14 protein-coding genes and 1 pseudogene are annotated in these 16,411 nt (G+C 63.1%); 8 read left to right on the top strand and 7 right to left on the bottom strand.

Features of this window, described 5'->3' with window-relative positions; all coding sequences use genetic code 11:
* Positions 1-51: 51 nt before the first annotated feature.
* From DFW101_RS14275 to DFW101_RS14290, 3 genes are all read right to left on the bottom strand, one after another.
* Positions 52-690, bottom strand: a complete 639-nt coding sequence (locus DFW101_RS14275) for an ATP-binding protein (RefSeq protein ID WP_083838492.1) — start codon at positions 688-690, stop codon at positions 52-54.
* A 452-nt stretch (positions 691-1,142) separates the two neighbouring features.
* The gene (locus DFW101_RS14285) at positions 1,143-1,547 is read right to left on the bottom strand and encodes a hypothetical protein (protein ID WP_009182239.1); all 405 of its coding nucleotides are present in this window, start codon (positions 1,545-1,547) and stop codon (positions 1,143-1,145) included.
* Between the two features lie 139 nt (positions 1,548-1,686).
* Positions 1,687-2,178, bottom strand: coding sequence for a hypothetical protein (locus DFW101_RS14290; RefSeq protein WP_009182240.1), 492 nt, complete (start codon positions 2,176-2,178; stop codon positions 1,687-1,689).
* 668 nt (positions 2,179-2,846) lie between these two features.
* On the opposite strand from DFW101_RS14290, the gene DFW101_RS14295 reads away from it, so the two are divergent.
* The 6 genes from DFW101_RS14295 (at position 2,847) to DFW101_RS14320 (ending at position 7,616) form a co-directional block, all read left to right on the top strand.
* Positions 2,847-4,757: a sensor histidine kinase gene (locus tag DFW101_RS14295; RefSeq protein ID WP_043642950.1), complete on the top strand. Its 1,911-nt coding sequence runs from the start codon at positions 2,847-2,849 to the stop codon at positions 4,755-4,757.
* Complete coding sequence (locus DFW101_RS14300; RefSeq protein ID WP_009182242.1) at positions 4,754-5,398, top strand: response regulator transcription factor; 645 nt, start codon at positions 4,754-4,756, stop codon at positions 5,396-5,398. The genes DFW101_RS14295 and DFW101_RS14300 overlap by 4 nt, the downstream gene beginning before the upstream one ends.
* 134 nt (positions 5,399-5,532) lie before the next feature.
* Positions 5,533-6,135 (top strand): hypothetical protein, encoded by a 603-nt coding sequence (locus tag DFW101_RS14305; RefSeq protein ID WP_009182243.1) that lies wholly within the window; start codon positions 5,533-5,535, stop codon positions 6,133-6,135.
* Positions 6,136-6,228: 93 nt separating this feature from the next.
* Positions 6,229-6,606 carry a hypothetical protein gene (locus DFW101_RS14310; RefSeq protein ID WP_009182244.1) on the top strand — a complete coding sequence of 126 codons (378 nt, stop codon included), beginning with the start codon at positions 6,229-6,231 and terminating at the stop codon, positions 6,604-6,606.
* Between the two features lie 125 nt (positions 6,607-6,731).
* Positions 6,732-7,202: a hypothetical protein gene (locus tag DFW101_RS14315; protein WP_009182245.1), complete on the top strand. Its 471-nt coding sequence runs from the start codon at positions 6,732-6,734 to the stop codon at positions 7,200-7,202.
* A gap of 132 nt (positions 7,203-7,334) precedes the next feature.
* Positions 7,335-7,616 (top strand): HdeA/HdeB family chaperone, encoded by a 282-nt coding sequence (locus tag DFW101_RS14320; protein ID WP_268743554.1) that lies wholly within the window; start codon positions 7,335-7,337, stop codon positions 7,614-7,616.
* Positions 7,617-7,866: 250 nt separating this feature from the next.
* Here the strand turns inward: DFW101_RS14320 and DFW101_RS20005 are convergent, their stop codons facing one another.
* The 4 genes and pseudogenes from DFW101_RS20005 to DFW101_RS14335 form a co-directional block, all read right to left on the bottom strand.
* The gene (locus DFW101_RS20005) at positions 7,867-9,024 is read right to left on the bottom strand and encodes a response regulator (RefSeq protein ID WP_157137654.1); all 1,158 of its coding nucleotides are present in this window, start codon (positions 9,022-9,024) and stop codon (positions 7,867-7,869) included.
* A 181-nt stretch (positions 9,025-9,205) separates the two neighbouring features.
* Positions 9,206-12,421, bottom strand: a pseudogene (locus DFW101_RS14325) (chemotaxis protein CheB); the annotation flags it as partial.
* A gap of 99 nt (positions 12,422-12,520) precedes the next feature.
* A complete protein-coding gene (locus tag DFW101_RS20010; RefSeq protein ID WP_009182249.1) occupies positions 12,521-12,880 on the bottom strand; it encodes a hypothetical protein in 360 nt (119 codons plus the stop codon).
* A gap of 84 nt (positions 12,881-12,964) precedes the next feature.
* Positions 12,965-13,411, bottom strand: coding sequence for a hypothetical protein (locus DFW101_RS14335; protein ID WP_009182250.1), 447 nt, complete (start codon positions 13,409-13,411; stop codon positions 12,965-12,967).
* A 789-nt stretch (positions 13,412-14,200) separates the two neighbouring features.
* Between DFW101_RS14335 and DFW101_RS14340 the strand changes: the two genes are divergently transcribed.
* Both DFW101_RS14340 and DFW101_RS14345 read left to right on the top strand, forming a co-directional pair.
* Entirely contained in the window at positions 14,201-14,800 is a 600-nt protein-coding gene (locus DFW101_RS14340; protein WP_043643413.1) for a calcium-binding protein, read from the top strand.
* Between the two features lie 84 nt (positions 14,801-14,884).
* Complete coding sequence (locus tag DFW101_RS14345) at positions 14,885-16,408, top strand: hypothetical protein (RefSeq protein ID WP_009182252.1); 1,524 nt, start codon at positions 14,885-14,887, stop codon at positions 16,406-16,408.
* Positions 16,409-16,411 lie beyond the last annotated feature (3 nt).

Raw genomic sequence — 16,411 nt, forward strand, 5'->3', positions numbered from 1 at the left:
AGGTCTTTCCCGGGCCCGGAACGCCCTGTCCGGCTTCAGTCGGAAGAGGGCTCAGACTCGTGAATACGTGACGATATCTTCCTTGAATTCAGTGACCATCTTCTCCGTCAACGAGGGTTTGAAGGTGGCAATCGTCTGGACGATGATGTCCGTGGTCACCGGGACATTGCGCTTGCTCTCGCACTCTTGTTCAAAGGCCCCCTGGGCAACGATCTGGAAGAGGTATTCGATATCGGCCGGGGTGAACTTTCCCGTCAGGGAGACGATGCGGTCCAGGTCGATAGCCCCGGTGTTCATCTTCGCCAGATAGTATTCCAGGATGGTCTTTCTTCCGACGCCGTCCAGGGTTCCCACCGGGATGATGCAGTCAAAACGTCCGGGCCGCAGCAGGGCGGCGTCCAATTGACGAATGTAATTGGTGGCGCACACGAGCAGCACCTCGGTGGTCTGACTTTTGATGAGCGGCACCTGCTTGAGAAACTCGTTGGTGATGGACCGGTCGACCCGGTTCGCCGTGTCCCGGCTGCCGGCAAGCTCCTCGAACTCATCGATGAAACTGACAGCCTCTTCCAGGTCGCGCGCTTTCTCCATGACCGCGCGCAAATGCGCCCCCATCTTTTCCACCCCGTCGGCCATGAGCATGCTTGGCGCTATCTCGATAAACCACCAGGCGAGCTGACTTGCTGGCATTCTTCGGACCACTCAATTCTTGAGCAGCTTTCTGGATGCTGACCACTTTCTTGGGTCAAGCTATCCCTTCACAATTTTCATTTTCTCGTCAGTCTGCTTGGATCCAATGGTTTGCAGATACCTTGTTGTAGTCTGCGGCGACTTATGCCTAAGAACAGTTGGGGCCACTACCACTGACTTTCCTTCTTGATAAAGAATGCTCGCAGTGAGGTGTCAGATGGAGTTAAAACCGAGCTCCCCCACCTCTGCTTTCTTGCACAGGCGTTCCATGAGATGCTGCCGATTGGTGCAGGGCTGTCCCGGGTATTCCTTGCAGAACGCGTGCTCCTCAGGTTCACGAAGACGAAATCGGAGGCGATGGGCCTGTGCTCCCACCCCGCCATGAAGGACCTTCTTGAGTCGCTGCACCTGGGCACGCCAGGCCGACACCTCCTGGACCTGCGTGCCGCCGTTTATTTCGCCTTGCGGTAGCTGCCGCCGAAATAGCCCGACATGCCGCATTCGCCGCCCTTGGATTCCATGTCCACGACGGCGGTGTCGCCTTGAAAGGAAATGGCGAACCTGATGCCGTCATCCTCGGTGCCGCCCTTGGCCGGCAGATCGTCGTCCACGCGGCCGCCGCCCTGGTCCAGGGGGGTCTCGGAGGTTTCGAAATCGCACATCTGCCCGTTGCTCTTGCTCTTGGTCTTGAACCTGAAAACAAAGCCCGGTCCCATCTGCGAAATGGTCATGGTGCCTTCGTAGCCCGGTTCGACGTAGGTGTACCGACCCGTCACGCCCTTGGCCTCACAGGCTCCGGCCAGAGCCAGACTGATCGCGACCGCAGCCAGACCGGCCGCCAGATATCCTTTGCCCATGTGCTTACTCCCCTTGCGTTCGTTTGCGCGCTCCCCAGCCCGGACAGCGTTGTCGCTCCCAGGCTGAAAACGCCATTGTTGCCAACATCCCCGCCGCGCCCCGCGACGCGGCCGGCGACGCCGCATCCCTGGGTCGCTCCTACCGGGGCTGGCGGTCGATGCGCATACGGTAGGCGGACTCTTCCCCGGCCATGTGCACTTCGGTCAGCCGAAAGCGAAATCCGCCATGCGTCCAGACCCTGTCGCCCGTGCGCCGCACGCCGTTGCCCGCCTTGGCTCTCAGCCAGGCGGCGAGTTGCGCGGCCACGGGATTTTGTTCCTTGAGCATGGCATCGATGATCGCGCCCGTGAACCGGCCCTGGGCGTCAAAATCGAAGGCCAGGCTCACCGGCCCCTGGCCCGGCGCGGCAATGACATCGTATTGGATTCGTTCCGGCGACAGCACCGACGGCTGTTCCTGCGGCAAAGCCCTGGCCAGGGCCGCCGCGACGTCGCCACGCCGCGAATCCCGGGCCAGGGTCAGGCTCTGGCCGCCAACCGACAAGGGAAAGCCGGACTCGCCGCCAACCGCCGCGGTTGCGAGGGCCAAAAGGAGCAGGAACACCCCGGGAAGCATGATGCTGGTACGCATGGACCTGTCCCTTTCCGGCTGCAGGTTTTGCCCCGAGCGGAGCGCAGCCGGCGCGTGCCCGGAACATGGAACACCCTGGACGCGGACCGCCAGGGTTGCCCATGACGCCCGAACGGACGCCGTCGATACCTTGTTGCGGAGGGTACGGCAGGGGACGCCCCGCGTCTGTAAGGGTATTCCCGGACAGGCCGGATCTGCCGCCGCGCCGCCCGGGCCGGTCAATCCGCCCGGTAAACCAGCAGAAGGACCAGCCCATACCACACGGCCACGGCCGTTATCGCCAAGAAAACGATTGCCTTGGCCCCTGCGCGAAGATATTTTTTCACAAAATGGTTCTCGTTTTTTTCTTTCCCGAACGCGGTGATACGATGTTCCGACGTGGCCGGGCGCTCCCCAGTGCCCGGCCGCGCCGTGTCCTGTCGTCCGGCCGGGCCACGCCTGTCATCTGGGCCGACCGGCCTTGCGCGCCAAGGACATACCCGGCAGCGCTGTCCGGGCCCCGCTCCAGCCAGGGCCGGCCCCGGAGGCAGGAACCGCTGCCCGCTCCGGCTGCCTCCCCCGGCTCCCGCCCGGGAAGACAGGCCAGGACGGCGGCGGCGCGGCTGCTGCTGGCGCTCGCCCTGCTGCTGGCCGCAGGCAGCCCGGGCCAGGCCGGAACCCCGCCGCCCATGCCCCGGGCCCAAAAAGGGATCGTCAACCTCGCCGGCTGGGACATGGCGGCCCACGGCCCGTTGCGCCTGGACGGCGAATGGGAATATTACCCGCGCCAATTGCTCACCCCGAAAGACTTCCAGGCCGGTGCCCCCCGCCATGCGGCCGGCCTCTACGTCGTGCCGCAGCCCTGGAACCGTGCCCGGTCCGACAATCTGGCCATGGGGGCCGACACCGGGTTCGCCACCCTGCGCCTGCGCCTGGAACCGGCCCCGGGCGTGCCCCGGCCGGCCCTGAGCCTTTGTGGCCTCAATTGCGCCTATCGCCTGTGGATTGATGGCGTGCCGGCGGCCGGCAGCGGCGTCGTCGGGACGGACGCCGCAACGGAAATTCCCGCGCCGGCAAAACAGATTGTTCCCTTTGCCAACACCGGGCGTCCCGTGGACATCGTCCTGCAGCTCTCCAACCACCACGCCCGCGACGGAGGGCTCCTGGCCCGGGTCTGGCTCGGCTCCCAGTCGACGCTGGCGGCCTGGCGCGACAGGGACAACGCCACGGCCATGTTCTTTATCGGCGCGTTTTGCCTCCTGGGCCTGTATCATGCCGCCTTGTACTGGGTGCGTCCGGCCACTATCGCCCCCCTGTATTTCTCCCTGTACTGCTTTGGCTGGATGGGCAACTACGCCGCCTCGGACAGCAGCGGCTGGGCGCTGCGTCTTTTTTTCCCCGACCTTACCGCGCGATTTCTGGACCCGCTGGCCTTGTCCTGCTTCTTTACAACGATTCCGGTCGGCTACGCTTTTTTCAGGGCCCTGTATCCATTGGAATTTTCGAGACATCTGCAATGGTTTTGCAACATGTTGTGCGTCGTGTTCCTCCTCGTGGCCCTTTTCGCCTCCGGCCTGACGCTCAACGCCGTTCTCCCCTGGCACTATCTCGCCTCCAGCCTGCTTATCGTCTCTTGTTTACGCTGTCTGTACCAGGCCTGGCGTCGGGAACGGGGCGAAGCGGGCTTTCTCCTGGCCGGATTTTGCGTGCTGGGCCTTGTTGGACTCAACGACATGCTGGTCGACATGCACTGCCTGCCGTCCATCCCGTTGCTGCCGGTGGGCATGCTGGCCTTCAGCCTGAGCCAGGCCTTTGCCCTGTCCCACCGTTTCTCCCAGGCCTTTGCCTCGGAAGAACGTCTGGCGGGTGCCCTCGTGGACAAAAACCTGCGCCTGGAAACGGAGATGGCCGAACGCAATCGCCTGGAGCAACAGATCGTGACCGTCAGCGAAGAGGAACGCCGGCGCATCAGCCTGGAACTCCATGACGGCCTGTGCCAGGGCCTGACCGCCGCCCGGCTGCGCTGCGACGCCTTGTCGCCGGGGGGCAGCGCGACCGGCGCGGATGGCGAGGCCCTGGCCCGTCTGTCCGGCCTGCTCGATACCCTGGTCGGACAGGCCTATGATCTCTCCCGGGGGCTGTGGCCCCTGGAACACGACGGCGTCGGACCGTCCTTTCGGGAAATGCTCCGCAGACAGGCCGAAGCAAGCGCCGTCCCCATCGAGTTTCACCGGGACATGCCTTGCCAAGCCTGCCCCCGTCCGCATCTGGCCCAACTGTACCGCATCGCCCAGGAAGCCGTGGCCAATGCCCTCAAGCACGCCCGCCCCGGGCGCATCGTCGTGTCCCTGGCCTGTCCCGCCGGCCAGGGAACGGTTTTGGCCGTGCGCGACGACGGCTGCGGCCGCTGCGGGGACAAGGCCCCGGCCGGCGGTCTTGGCCTTGGCATCATGGCCCACCGGGCGCGCCTCATCGGCGGGGAACTGCGCATTCTGGACGCCCCGGGCGGCGGCACGGAAGTGGTCTGCACGGCCCCCTGCCCAGGCGGCGCCGGCGGCCCGGGCAATGGCGGCGCTCCCGAATCCCGGAGGCCCACATGACCACGCATCCGGAAAGGGGCGGGCGGATTTTTTTGGCCGACGACCATCCGGCCGTGCGCGAAGGGCTCACCCTGCGCCTGCTCCAGGAAGGGTTCGTGGTTTGCGGCGAGGCTGAAAACCGGGCCTCGCTGCTGGCCGGCATCGATGCCAGCCGGGCCGACATCGCCCTGGTGGACCTGACCTTGTGCGAGGAAAACGGCCTGGACCTCATCGCCGACCTGCGCACCCGGAGCATTCCCGTGCTCGTCTATTCCATGCACGAAGACGCCGAGACCGTGCGCCTGGCCTTGGCCCGGGGAGCCTGCGGGTATGTCGCCAAGCGCGAGACCTCGGCCGTGCTGGTGGAGGGCGTGCGCTTCGTCCTGGCCGGGCAGCGCTACCTGAGCCCCCGCGTCGCCGCCGCCCTGGAAGCGTCCCCGCCCCAGGCGCCGGCCGCCGGCCAAACCGGGGCGCTCAGTGAACGCGAGCGACAGACCCTCGAACGGCTGTCCCGGGGCGAAGGCAACATCGAGATCGCCTCGGCCCTGGGCGTCAGCGTGCGCACCGTGGAAAGCTACTACGCCAGAATCCTGGTCAAGCTGGGCTTTGACGGCATGAGGGACCTTCGCAAGTACGCCATCCGCCACTGCAAGCCGGACTGATCCCGCCCTGCCGCACCCCTGTCCGGGAAATCCCGGACAGACAAAACAGCCGAGCCTTCGTACATGGCCGTCGTCCAGGCCGCTCCTGCCCACCATGGAGCAAGGGCCTGGGCAATACGACGGAGAGTGTGCCCATGAAACGACTGCTCGTGCTGCTGGCGCTTTGCGCCGCGCTGCTGCCGGGCCTGGCCCGGTCCCAGTCGGCTCCGGCGCTGAAGCCGGAAACCCGCAAGGAACTGAGCGACTTCTTCAGCCCCTTTGCCGCAGCCAACATGCCGGCCTTCGACCAGTCCACGCTCACCGACGAGAACCTGCTGCACTTCGCCCTCTGGCGGTGCGTCCTGCGCCCTCTGCCCGGCCTCAAACGGATCAACGGCGGCAACGACATCGTCATTCCGTCCAAGGTCATCGACAACAGCACCAACGCCGTTTTCGGTCGAACCATCCAAAAACACCGCAAAGCCCAATACGTCGCATCCCTGGCCAGCGGCGAGGCCTTCGTGTTCGCCCAGGTGGACAGCCTGCGCCCGGGCGAGGGCGACACGTTTCTGGCCGCCGGGACCATTTACTATACCGGTGCCGGAGAAACCATCGATCCCCACGCCACCCGGGCGCAGTGGAAACGTTCAGGCGCCGATGTCCGTGTCTGGGGCACCTTCTCCGGCGTCCTCAGGCGAACGGCTGCCCCCCGGGCCCATTGGAACCTGCTCCAATACGCCGTGAAGGAAGCCCCCTAGCCCGTCCGTCGGCCTCGCCGGCGCCCCGGGCCGGGACATTCTCCCCGTGTCATTGAAAGGACCACCTGCAACCGCACTGCAAAGGAGAGCCTCATGATGTTTCGATCGTTCGTTGCCGCCGTCCTCCTGTTTGTCGCCAGCGCAACCACCTGTTTTGCCTATTCCGATGAGATAGAATGGCTTCGCAATCAAAGTTTCAAGGCATGCCAGAATTATTACGTCTGGAGACTGATCGACAACTATTTCCCCGACGCCCGGTGGGATTCCGGCTGGTCCGACGAGGGCGACTACATCGTCAACATCCGCGGCGGGATGTCCTTTAAGGGACAGAATGTCAAAGCCCTCTTGCAGTTCACCATCGACCCGAAGCGGGGGAAATTCGACATGAACGCCCTGGAGTTCAATGGGCATCCCCAGTCCAAGGAGATGCGCGTGGAACTCATCAAGGCCATGTGCCAGGACGTGCGGTAGCCCGTTGCGCGCCGGCCCGACGCTTTGGTCCGGGCCGGCGCGCAAGGGCCGGAGAGTGCCGGTGCGGCCGCGCTCCCGAAGCCAGGCCGGGCCGGCGGCAAGAAATCCACAGGAGGGGAAGAAAAATGGCGAACCGAAGCATGCAGAGGGGCCAGGGGCCAACGTTGCGGGCGGTCTGGCTGCGCTGTCTGGCCCTGGGCCTGCTGCTGGCGGCCGGCCTGACGGCCGGGCCCACGGACTGTCAGGCCAAGGAAGACTATTCGTTTATCGGCATCAAGGATGCCGCCCAGGTGCCGCAATTCGTCGCCAGCCTGCAAAAGGCGTTGGCGGCCGATGACAAGCACGCCGTGGCCGGGCTTGTTGCTTATCCCCTCATGGTCTCGGTCGGCGGCCAGGATCTGGAAGTCGAGGACAAGGCCGCCTTCGTGCGCCAGTACGACCGGATCATCACCCAGGCTCTCAAGCAGAACATCCTGGCCCAGCGCCTGGACGACATCTTTGTCAACAAGCAGGGCGTGATGGTCGGTTCCGACGGCAAGGTCTGGGCCTTGCCCGACGGCAAGGTTCTGCGCATCGGAGTCATCCGGGAGGAGTGACCCCGGCCAGCCTATTGCCGGGTTCCGGCGCGAGGCCGCAAAGCGGGGCGTTTATCCCCCAACCGTCAACCGCCTTGAGGATGTCCCATGCAATCCATCATTCGTTAGCTCCTGGCAAGGAGCCTCCTGGTCCTGTTCTTCGCCCTCCCGGCTTTGGCGAAAAAACAGCAGACCCAAAACAGCGAGTTCGGTGCCATGACCTGCGAGGAATTTATCCAGGACGTTGCCACTTCCGACGAAGACTCCATCGCCGTCATCTTCCTGTGGCTCGATAGCTATCTGAGCGGCGTATCCGGCGACACCAGATTGAATGGGGACAATCTTGAAGGCTTCTCCACTAAGCCGATGAACGGATGTGCCAAGAAGCCAAAAAGCAAGGTTCTCGATGTCGCCAAGGCTGTCGGCATCAAGTGATTTCGGTTCAATTAAGCTGATGAACGGATGTGCCAAGAAGCCAAAAAGCAAGGTTCTCGATGTCGCCAAGGCTGTCGGCATCAAGTGATTTCGGTTCAATCGTCAATAACACGATGCAGAGGAGCCTGCGACAAGAGACGAAAGTTCTGGGATGATCTTGTGCTGGACAAGGGTGGGGCAGTGGCCACTCCTGTTGTGGATGCCTCCTGGCTGTGGTCGGAAAAGGGTAAAGCCTTCTGACACAGGACTACTAGGGCTTGGCATACTTTCCCAGGATTTCCTTTAATTTGGCCGGATCAATCGGTTTGCTCAGGTACCCGTCCATCCCCGCCTTGAGGAAGCGCTCCGCATCTACCCTGAAGGCGTGGGCTGTCAGGGCGACAATAGGGATTTTTGCGTTGATTTTGCCCGAAACCGATTCTCGAATACGTCGCGTCGCCTCGATGCCGTCCATCCTGGGCATGGAGATATCCATGAGCACGATGTCGAAAGCCTCGGTTCGCAGGGCCTCCAGGGCCTCCTGGCCATCCGCCGCGTATGTGATCGAGTGCCCTTCGTTGCGGAGAAGCTCCTGCAGGAAGAGCCGGTTTATGGGATTGTCTTCAGCCAAGAGAATTTTGAGCGGCTTGCCCGGAGAAGACGCAGCCGCTTCCGTTGTCGGTTTCGCTTCGTGCGGATTCTGGATCTTCAACAACACGCTGCAATAAAACGTGCTTCCTTTGCCTTCCTGGCTGACCACCCAGATATTGCCGTCCATCATCGCGATCAGGGATTTGGTGATGCTAAGCCCAAGGCCGGTGCCGGCATACTGCTTTTGGGTGCCGCTATCCCCTTGGGAAAAGATTTCAAAGATGGACTGCTGATACTGGAGGGGAATCCCGATGCCGGTGTCACGCACCGAGAAAAGGAGCCTGACGTGGCGCTGGCGCGCGAAGTCCGTCGGTTGCTTGTCCCCGGCCGGCCGATGCGGGGGGATGCTCCGTTCCTCCGGCAGATGGAGGGTGCCGACTTGAATGTCGATACTGCCCTTGCTCGTGAACTTGAGGGCGTTTCCGACCAGATTGACCAGGATCTGCTTGAGCCGGACCGGATCGCCGATCAGGTCCGTGGGCACGCCGGAGTGGACGAACGTGGTGAGCGTGAGCCCCTTTTCCTCGACCAGGGGTTTGAACGCCTTGCGCATCGCGTCCATGATCTGGGTCAGGTCAAAGGGCTGTTCCTGGAGTTCGAGTCTCCGGGCCTCGATTTTGGAGAAGTCGAGGATGTCGTTTATGATCGCAATAAGGCTGTCGGCGGATTCCCGGATGCTTTCCAGGTAGAGGCGCTGCCGCTCGTTTGGGTCCGTGCCGAAGAGAAGATCCGTCATGCCGCTGATGCCAGAGAGAGGGGTCCGGATTTCGTGGCTCATGTTGGCCAGGAACTCGCTCTTGGCTCGATTTGCGGCTTCGGCCGCCTGCTTGGCGTCCAGGAGTTCGTCTTCTATCCGCTGGCGTTCGGAAATGTCCCGCAGCACCGAAAGCAGGCCGATTTTCTTTCCCCCCGTTGTCCCGGATGGCGGTGGTGGAGAATTCCACCAGGATCTTCGAGCCGTCCGGTCGGACATGCTCCAACGCCTTGACCCAGTACCACTTCTCCCCGTCCGTTCCGGCCCCGGAGGCGGTGTCGTCCGTTTGGAGCCACTGCGGCCCGAGCAGGGTGGCCAGATTCCCGCCGACGGCCAGCTGGGCCTCGATGCCCAGGATGTTTTCCGCACCCGCGTTCCACAGGATGACCGAGCCCCCATTGTCCACGGCGATCAACCCGTCCGTGACCTGGGTGAGGGCGTCGGACAGGAATCGGAGCCGCTCCTCCGCGATCCGGAGCTCGGTGATGTCACGCAGGACGATGAAAACTTCCTCTTGCGAGGGAAAAATGCGGGCTTCCAGATGCCGCAGGGTGTCGCCCGCCGCCACACGCAGATCCACGATCCGTTCCGTGTTCGTGCCTCTGGAGTCTTGGACGGCTTTTTCGAGATCCTCGCCGGCCTTGCCGGTAAAAAGGTTTTGAAGCCGGGAGCCGAGGAGGGCTTGGGGATTTGGAAGAATATCCGGTTCCTCCCGCGAACGGCAGGCGAGGATCCTGTCGCCGGCGTCGATTCGGAGGTAACTCCCTGGAATGGCCTTGTAAATGGATTCAACCTCCGCCGTGCGCGCGGTCAGTTTCTGCTGCGCGACCTTCAGGGGGTTGACATCGAGCATGGTCAGCACCACGCCTTCGATCCGATCCCGGGTCGAACGGTACGGCATGATCCGGGCCATGATCCATCGGCCGTCGACGGCGCGGATCTGCTTCTCCACAGGGACGAGATCACGAAGGACATGCTGGATGTCCTGCAAAATATCGTCGTATTCGACCTTTGGGCGGATGTGGCCAAACGGTCGGCCGATATCCATGTCCATGATGTTGAAATACTCCGGCACCTGTTTCGTAAAGCGCCGGATGATCAGGTCCTTGTCGAGGAAGAGGGTGGCGATCCGGGTCGAGTCCATGAGATTTTGCAGGTCGCTGTTGGCCTCTGCCAACTCATCGACTTTTTGCTGCATCTCGGCGTTGACCGTGGTCAGTTCTTCATTGATGGAGTGCAGTTCCTCCCGGGAGGTTTCAAGCTCCTCGTTGGACGACTGGAGCTCTTCGTTCATGCTCATGAGCTCTTCATTGGAGGACTTGAGTTCCTCATTGGAGGTCTCCAGTTCTTCCACGGTGGCCTGCAATTCGGTCTTGGTCGTTTTGAGCTCTTCCTCCAGGCTTGCGGCCAGGGCCGTGCCGTCCGGCGGAAGACCGGACGCCCGGTCTTCCGCTTGGACTGCATCCCCCGCCAAAGGCTCGAAAACCACCAGGAACAGGCGGCCAAACTTTGGGTCCTCCTTGAGCGGCGTGACCACGAGATTGAATTTCCAGACCTTGCCCTCCGTGCGAAGCGACAGGTCGGCCTGCCGTACCCGGCGTTCCTCCTTGGCCGCTTTCCGAATGGAGGTCCGCAGGTGCAGGCGGAGATCGTCCCGGGCCAGAAGAAGCACGTTTCTTGTCGAGTCGCCGGCCCGTACCTGGAAATAACGGTCCACCGGCCCAAAGAACTGGAACGGCTCGTAGGTGTCGTTGACAACCACGCCGGCCGGGGCGAACTCATGGAGAATGATCTGCTCCGCCTGCCTGGTGAAGGTTTCCTGGCGCTCGGACTTCAGCCCTTCTTTGACCAGCGGGTTCTCTTCCACACGCGGCATGGGAATGTCGACCAGACGGCCGGGTGCCGTTCCTTTTCTTTGAAAGAGCTTCCATTTTCTGTTCACGGGCACGAACAGGTTGGAGAAATCGGTCACGGATTCGGACGGGCCGAGGAAAAGGAAGCCGCCGGGATCAAGCGCGTAGTGGAGGAGCGGGATCACCTTTTTTTGCAGGTCCGCATCCAGGTAGATGAGCAGGTTTCGGCAACTGATGAGATGCATATGCGAATAGGGCGGATCTTTGATCAGGCTGTGGGAGGCGAAAATGATCATTTCCCGGATGTTCTTGATGATCTTGTACCCGTTGCCTTCCTTGCGAAAGTAACGGTTCAGCCGCTCCGGCGTCACGGAGGCCTCGATAGCCTGGGGGTACAGGCCACTCCTGGCGAATTCCAGGCCCTCCTCGTCGATGTCCGTGGCAAAGACCATGACCTTGTTCAGCCTGGAGGACAGGTTCATGTACTCATCAAGCACCATGGCGATGGAATAGGCTTCCTCACCGGTCGAGCAGCCGGCGATCCAGACGCGGATGGGCTTGCTGTCGTCTTTTTCGGCAAACAGTTGGGGAATGACCGTCTGGACAAGAACCTCGAAGGCTGCCGGATCCCTGAAAAAGTGTGTGACCCCGATAAGCAGACCCTTGAACAGGATCTTCATTTCGCCTTTGTTGTGCCGTATATATTTGTCGTACTCGCCCGGGTCCTGTATTTCCAGCAAGGCCATCCGCCGTTCTATCCGGCGAACGATGGTGTTTTTCTTGTAGGTGGAGAAGTCATGGCCCGTCTCGGTTCCCAGGCGGCGCAGGATCTTTGGCAGTATCACATCCCTGTTCCGTTTCCTGGACGTCTCTTCCATTTGGTCGGACAGGCTCGGCCAGTTCTTGAGGAGTTCCACAATTTTTTTCGGCATATCCTCGGCCGCGAGAACGTAATCGACCATGCCGGTGCTGATGGCGTTCTGGGGCATATCCTTGTAGCGGGCGTCGCCTTCCTGGGCCATGGCGATGCCGCCGTGGCCTTTCACGTCTTTGAGGGAAAGCGTGCCGTCGGAACCCGTGCCCGACATGAGAATGCAGATGACACGCGTTTGCCTGTCCTCGGCCAGCGACCGGAAAAAACGGTCGATGGGGAGCCTTGTGCCCCGGCTTTTTTCCGGGTCCGCCAGCCTGAGCGTCCCGTCTTCGAAGAGCATGTCCTTGCCCGGGACGTTGGTATAGATCTTGTCCGGTTCCACCGGCAGTCCGTCTTCCGCCTGGCGGGTCGCCATGGACGTCGAGTGCTGGAGGATCTCGGCCATCATGCTTTTGAAGTCCGGAGCCAGGTGCTGGATAATGATGAAGGCGGCACCACTGTCCGAAGGCATATGCTGGAAGAAAGTCCGGATGGCCTCGAGCCCTCCGGCGGAGGCGCCGATGGCCACGATGGGGAGCGGCTGCGGTTGTGGCGGCTCCGCGGCGGGCGGACTTGGCGCTGGCAAGGCTTCGCCGGGTCCTTTCTCGGGCATCCCTGTGTCCGGCGATGGGCTGGATTTTGTCCTTTTCGCCATGGCGACCTCCTTCCTCGGTGGAAACTTGCTGCTGCGCCTTGAGGGTCTCTCCCGTGGGAAGGCGGGCGGGACAACAGGAAACAAGTCCTCGGGAAGCGGTTATCTTATGGCGAGGCTTATGGGAAGCCTGGCCCCCTTCTCGATCAGGGAACCCGTGGCCCTGTCGCCAGTCACGCGGATGCGAAGCCGATGCGCCCCCGATGAGGGCAGAGACGGGATGCCTGTGCGCCAGGTATCGGGCCAGGGCAAAGCCGTCGGCAGGTCTTCCCTGGTTCGGTGGGCGAGGGCGCGCCAGTCGGGAACTTCCCCGCTCAGAAAAAAGGGCAGGCCGCAGATGCTGTAGTTGGGGTAATCGTCCGCCAAGACAACGGTGACCGTGCAGGCTGGGACCAGTTCCCGGGCCCGCAGGGCCGCACTGATGCCTGCGTCGCTGCCGCCAATGATGAGCAGGTCGTCCATTTGCCCCCCGTAGGCGCCGGGTTGGCGACCGCGCTGCCAACCCGCTGGATCGATGCGCTTGGGCCGACGAAACCGGCCACCGTTTCAGGGGGCGCCGCGCTGGCGGGTACGGCGGCCCGCGTCGGCGTCAGCCCCGCCGCGCAACCACGCCGCCGCGGCAAAACCCCAGACCGCGTTGGCCAGGACAACCAAAAGCGGCGTCATCGGGCCGAGGTCCAGGCCGAAGAGGCCCTTCTGGGCCTGGACCGGGAACACGACGAGCGATTGCACCAGCGTCGGGCCCAGGCTGTAGAGGAGTCCCCGCCAGAAAATGGAACCGGTCAGGAGCCGGGGCACGAACAGCAGGCCCCAGAGGCCCCCCCACACCAGTTTGGGATAGAGATAGCCCGTGGTCATGGCCGGAGCGATGGCCACGCCCATGGCCGCCGTCAGTCCGCTGGCCCCGGCCAGCCAGACGATCACGGCATTGCACAGGCCCCCGAAGACGCCGGCGGAGAAGCATGCTCCCACCCGCAAGAGAAAATCGCGCATGTCCGCACCTCCTTGTCGTGTGCCGCGAGGTTTTCCGGGCCACTCCGGCCCGTCCGGGCCGCGTGGAACATTCCCGGGCCATGGCCTCCGTACCACGATTCCGGCGGCTTTGGGCAAACCGCCTCGTTTTTTTCGAGCCCCGGGCGCGTGGGCGCGGTATCCTTATTTCAGGCCGGCCGCAGGCAGGCGCAACGGCACATGGTGCGGCGGATCCGGATTCCGCTCCACGAGGCGGGCCGGCCGGCGGCCGCAAAACAGGGAGCGTTTCGACGTCGCATACGGACCTGGCCGGCGCACCAGCAGCGAAAACACAGGTTGGCTACTCTGGAACGACAATTCAGCCGACGATCGGCCCAGGTGCCCGGCGTCCATGGGGACAATTTCAAGGCGAGACGGCGAGGAAGCGGTCTTCCATGCTGTTTGACAAATGCCGTCTGGTTTTCTATATCGTCGAGAGAATCGCCGGAACAGGCGTCTGGCGTGCACGACAGGGACGGCAACGGATGGAGCCTGTCTCCAGGTCCGAAGCAATGAAGATCAATCCGGTATGGTTTCTGTAGGTGTATTCGGGTGCAGGAAGGCACATTCCGGTTTTTTTGAGCGGCGGGCGAAGAAAGACTTAACATTGCGTCGCTGTTCGTCGATAAGGGTGTAGCGCTCCGCGTTTTTCGGATCGGCGGGCCCATGGGTGTGTCCCTAAGGCCCGTTGCCGTGGTCGGGACGGCCAACGGCGGGAGCTGGCGATACCAGGTGTTTTGGGCCAAAAACATAGACATGGAGGGAATGTACATGATCAGTTGGCTTAATGCCGAGACGTTTCAGGTGGTGGCCAATGCCGCCCCCGGCGAAGGCGTTGTCATCGGTCCCATTGTCGAAACCGGTTCCGCGCCGAGTTTCCTGGCCGGTTCTTCTTCCACCGCCGCGCCGGCCAGCATCAATGTTCTGGACATGGCCTATTCGAACTATGCCACGTTGCAGAATTCGGTCGCTTCGCCCTGGATGATGGTCGGCGGCAGCGGCAACGATGCCTTCTACGGCGGCTACGGCAACGACGCGATCGTCGGCAATGACGGCAACGACACCCTTGGCGCCATGTTCGGCACCAATTGGATCGACGGCGGCAGCGGCAACGACACGCTTTTTGCGGGACTGACACCGAGCGTCTACATCGGCGGCAGCGGCACCGACACCCTGGCCGTGGCCAGCGCCCCCGGCTACCTGCAGCTTTCGAAAACGACCATCGATCTGTATAATCCGACCACGTCGACGGTCGCCTCCTATACCGGCAACATGGTGCTCGACACCTTCAACAACGTGAATTACGGATTTGTCGACAAGTCCGTGGAGACGATCACGTACCTGCCTTCCGGTTCGACGCTGACCCTGTAGCCGGTCTCCTGTCGCAAACGCGGGCAACGGCCTCCGGGGGGGCCTCGAGGCCGTTGCCCTTGGCGCTCCTTTCGACGTTCTCCTATGAATACAACCTACTCGGTCTGTTTTTACGGCGAGCTGGCCCCCGGATGCAGCCGCAGCCAGGCCCTGGACCGGCTGGCAGGCACCTTCGGGAAAAGCGCCTCCGCCCTGGAGGGGCTTTTTTTCAGCGGGAAAAAGACGCTTCTCGCCAAGAACAAGGAAGAGGCCGCCGCCGAAGCCCTGATCCGGCATTTTGCCCGCTGCGGGCTGGTGTGCCACAAGGCGGCCGCCGTGGCCGACGCCGGGGGCCGGGAACCGGTTGCCCGCCGCGACGACCCCGCCGCGGACGGCCTGTCCGGGGAGGCGCCCCGACCGGCCTGCTCCCGGGCCGCCACGGCCACCGCCGCCGGGGCCGGGGCCTCGCCGGCCGGGGAGAGCCGTGCGGACACCGGCTGGTGCAACTTCAACGGCGATCTGTACCTGGCGCTCCAGCGGTGCCAGGCTGCCGCGCCGCCGCTGCATTGCGACCTGGAGACTGCCGATGTCGCGGCTTTCCGGGAAGGCTTCGCCGCCTTCCTGGCCACGGTGGATCCGACCGAGACCCTGGGCCTGTTCCGGGAACGGGTGGAACGCCTGCTCGGGGAGTATTTTTTCGAAGGGCACGTCCTGCCCGGATTGCTGGCCTGCAGCCAGGCCTATTTCCAAGGCCAGGCAACGGTCCTCCAGGGAATCATCCGCAAATATGAAAACCTTTGCGCCGCCCCGGACGGCCAGGCCTCGCGCCCCGCGGCCGGGGAGGGGACCGGCCCGGACCTCGCGGCCGCGTTTCCGGACGGCATCGTTTTTTCGCAGGACCGCCATTTGCAGTCGTTGCGCGGGTGGCTGCGCGATTTTATGAGCGAATACCAAAAGGCCCTGCTGCAGCATGGCGCCCTGTATGACCAGCTGGTGGCGTCCCTCAACGCCGCCTGCGGCACGAGCCTCCCGACCGCCGCCGCCTTCCGGAAGGCCTTGTTCGGCAATCTGGACAGGGCCAACCGGCTCTTTGCCGCGGGACACGGGGAGAAAGCCCTGGAGGCCGTGGAGGCCGGGCTCGCCGCCTATCCCGGCTCCGGGGCCCTGCGCTTCACGAAAGCGAAAATCCTCTATTTCCTCAAGCGGCAGGACGCCTGTTATCCGCTGCTCAAATCCATGACGCACCTGGCCGACATGAGCCTTGTGGACGCGTACTTCTTTTCCATGCTGGCCTCGGCCTGCTGCTACGAGCTGGAAAAATACGAGGAGTCGTTGCAGTACCTGCAGATCGTCTTCAACCTCGACGATGCCGTGCTGGCCGCAAGCCTTGGCGTGTCCGGCCATCAGAGCGCCCTGTTCTGCCAGGCCATCGTCCAGGCCCGGCTCGGCAAGTACGGAGTGTGCCGGGCCTTGCTGCGCCAATTGCAGGAACAGGGATTCGATTTTGCCGGCAACACGGTGCTGCCCCGGGAAGTCGTGGCCGACGCCTTTGGCGCCAATCCGTCCTTGCTGGCCTTCTACGACGGCCTTGCCCCGGGAATCGCCCCCGGCCAGGCCGCGACGGGATGAATT

It is taken from the genome of Solidesulfovibrio carbinoliphilus subsp. oakridgensis (genome assembly GCF_000177215.2).
In the GTDB taxonomy this organism is placed as follows: domain Bacteria; phylum Desulfobacterota; class Desulfovibrionia; order Desulfovibrionales; family Desulfovibrionaceae; genus Solidesulfovibrio; species Solidesulfovibrio carbinoliphilus.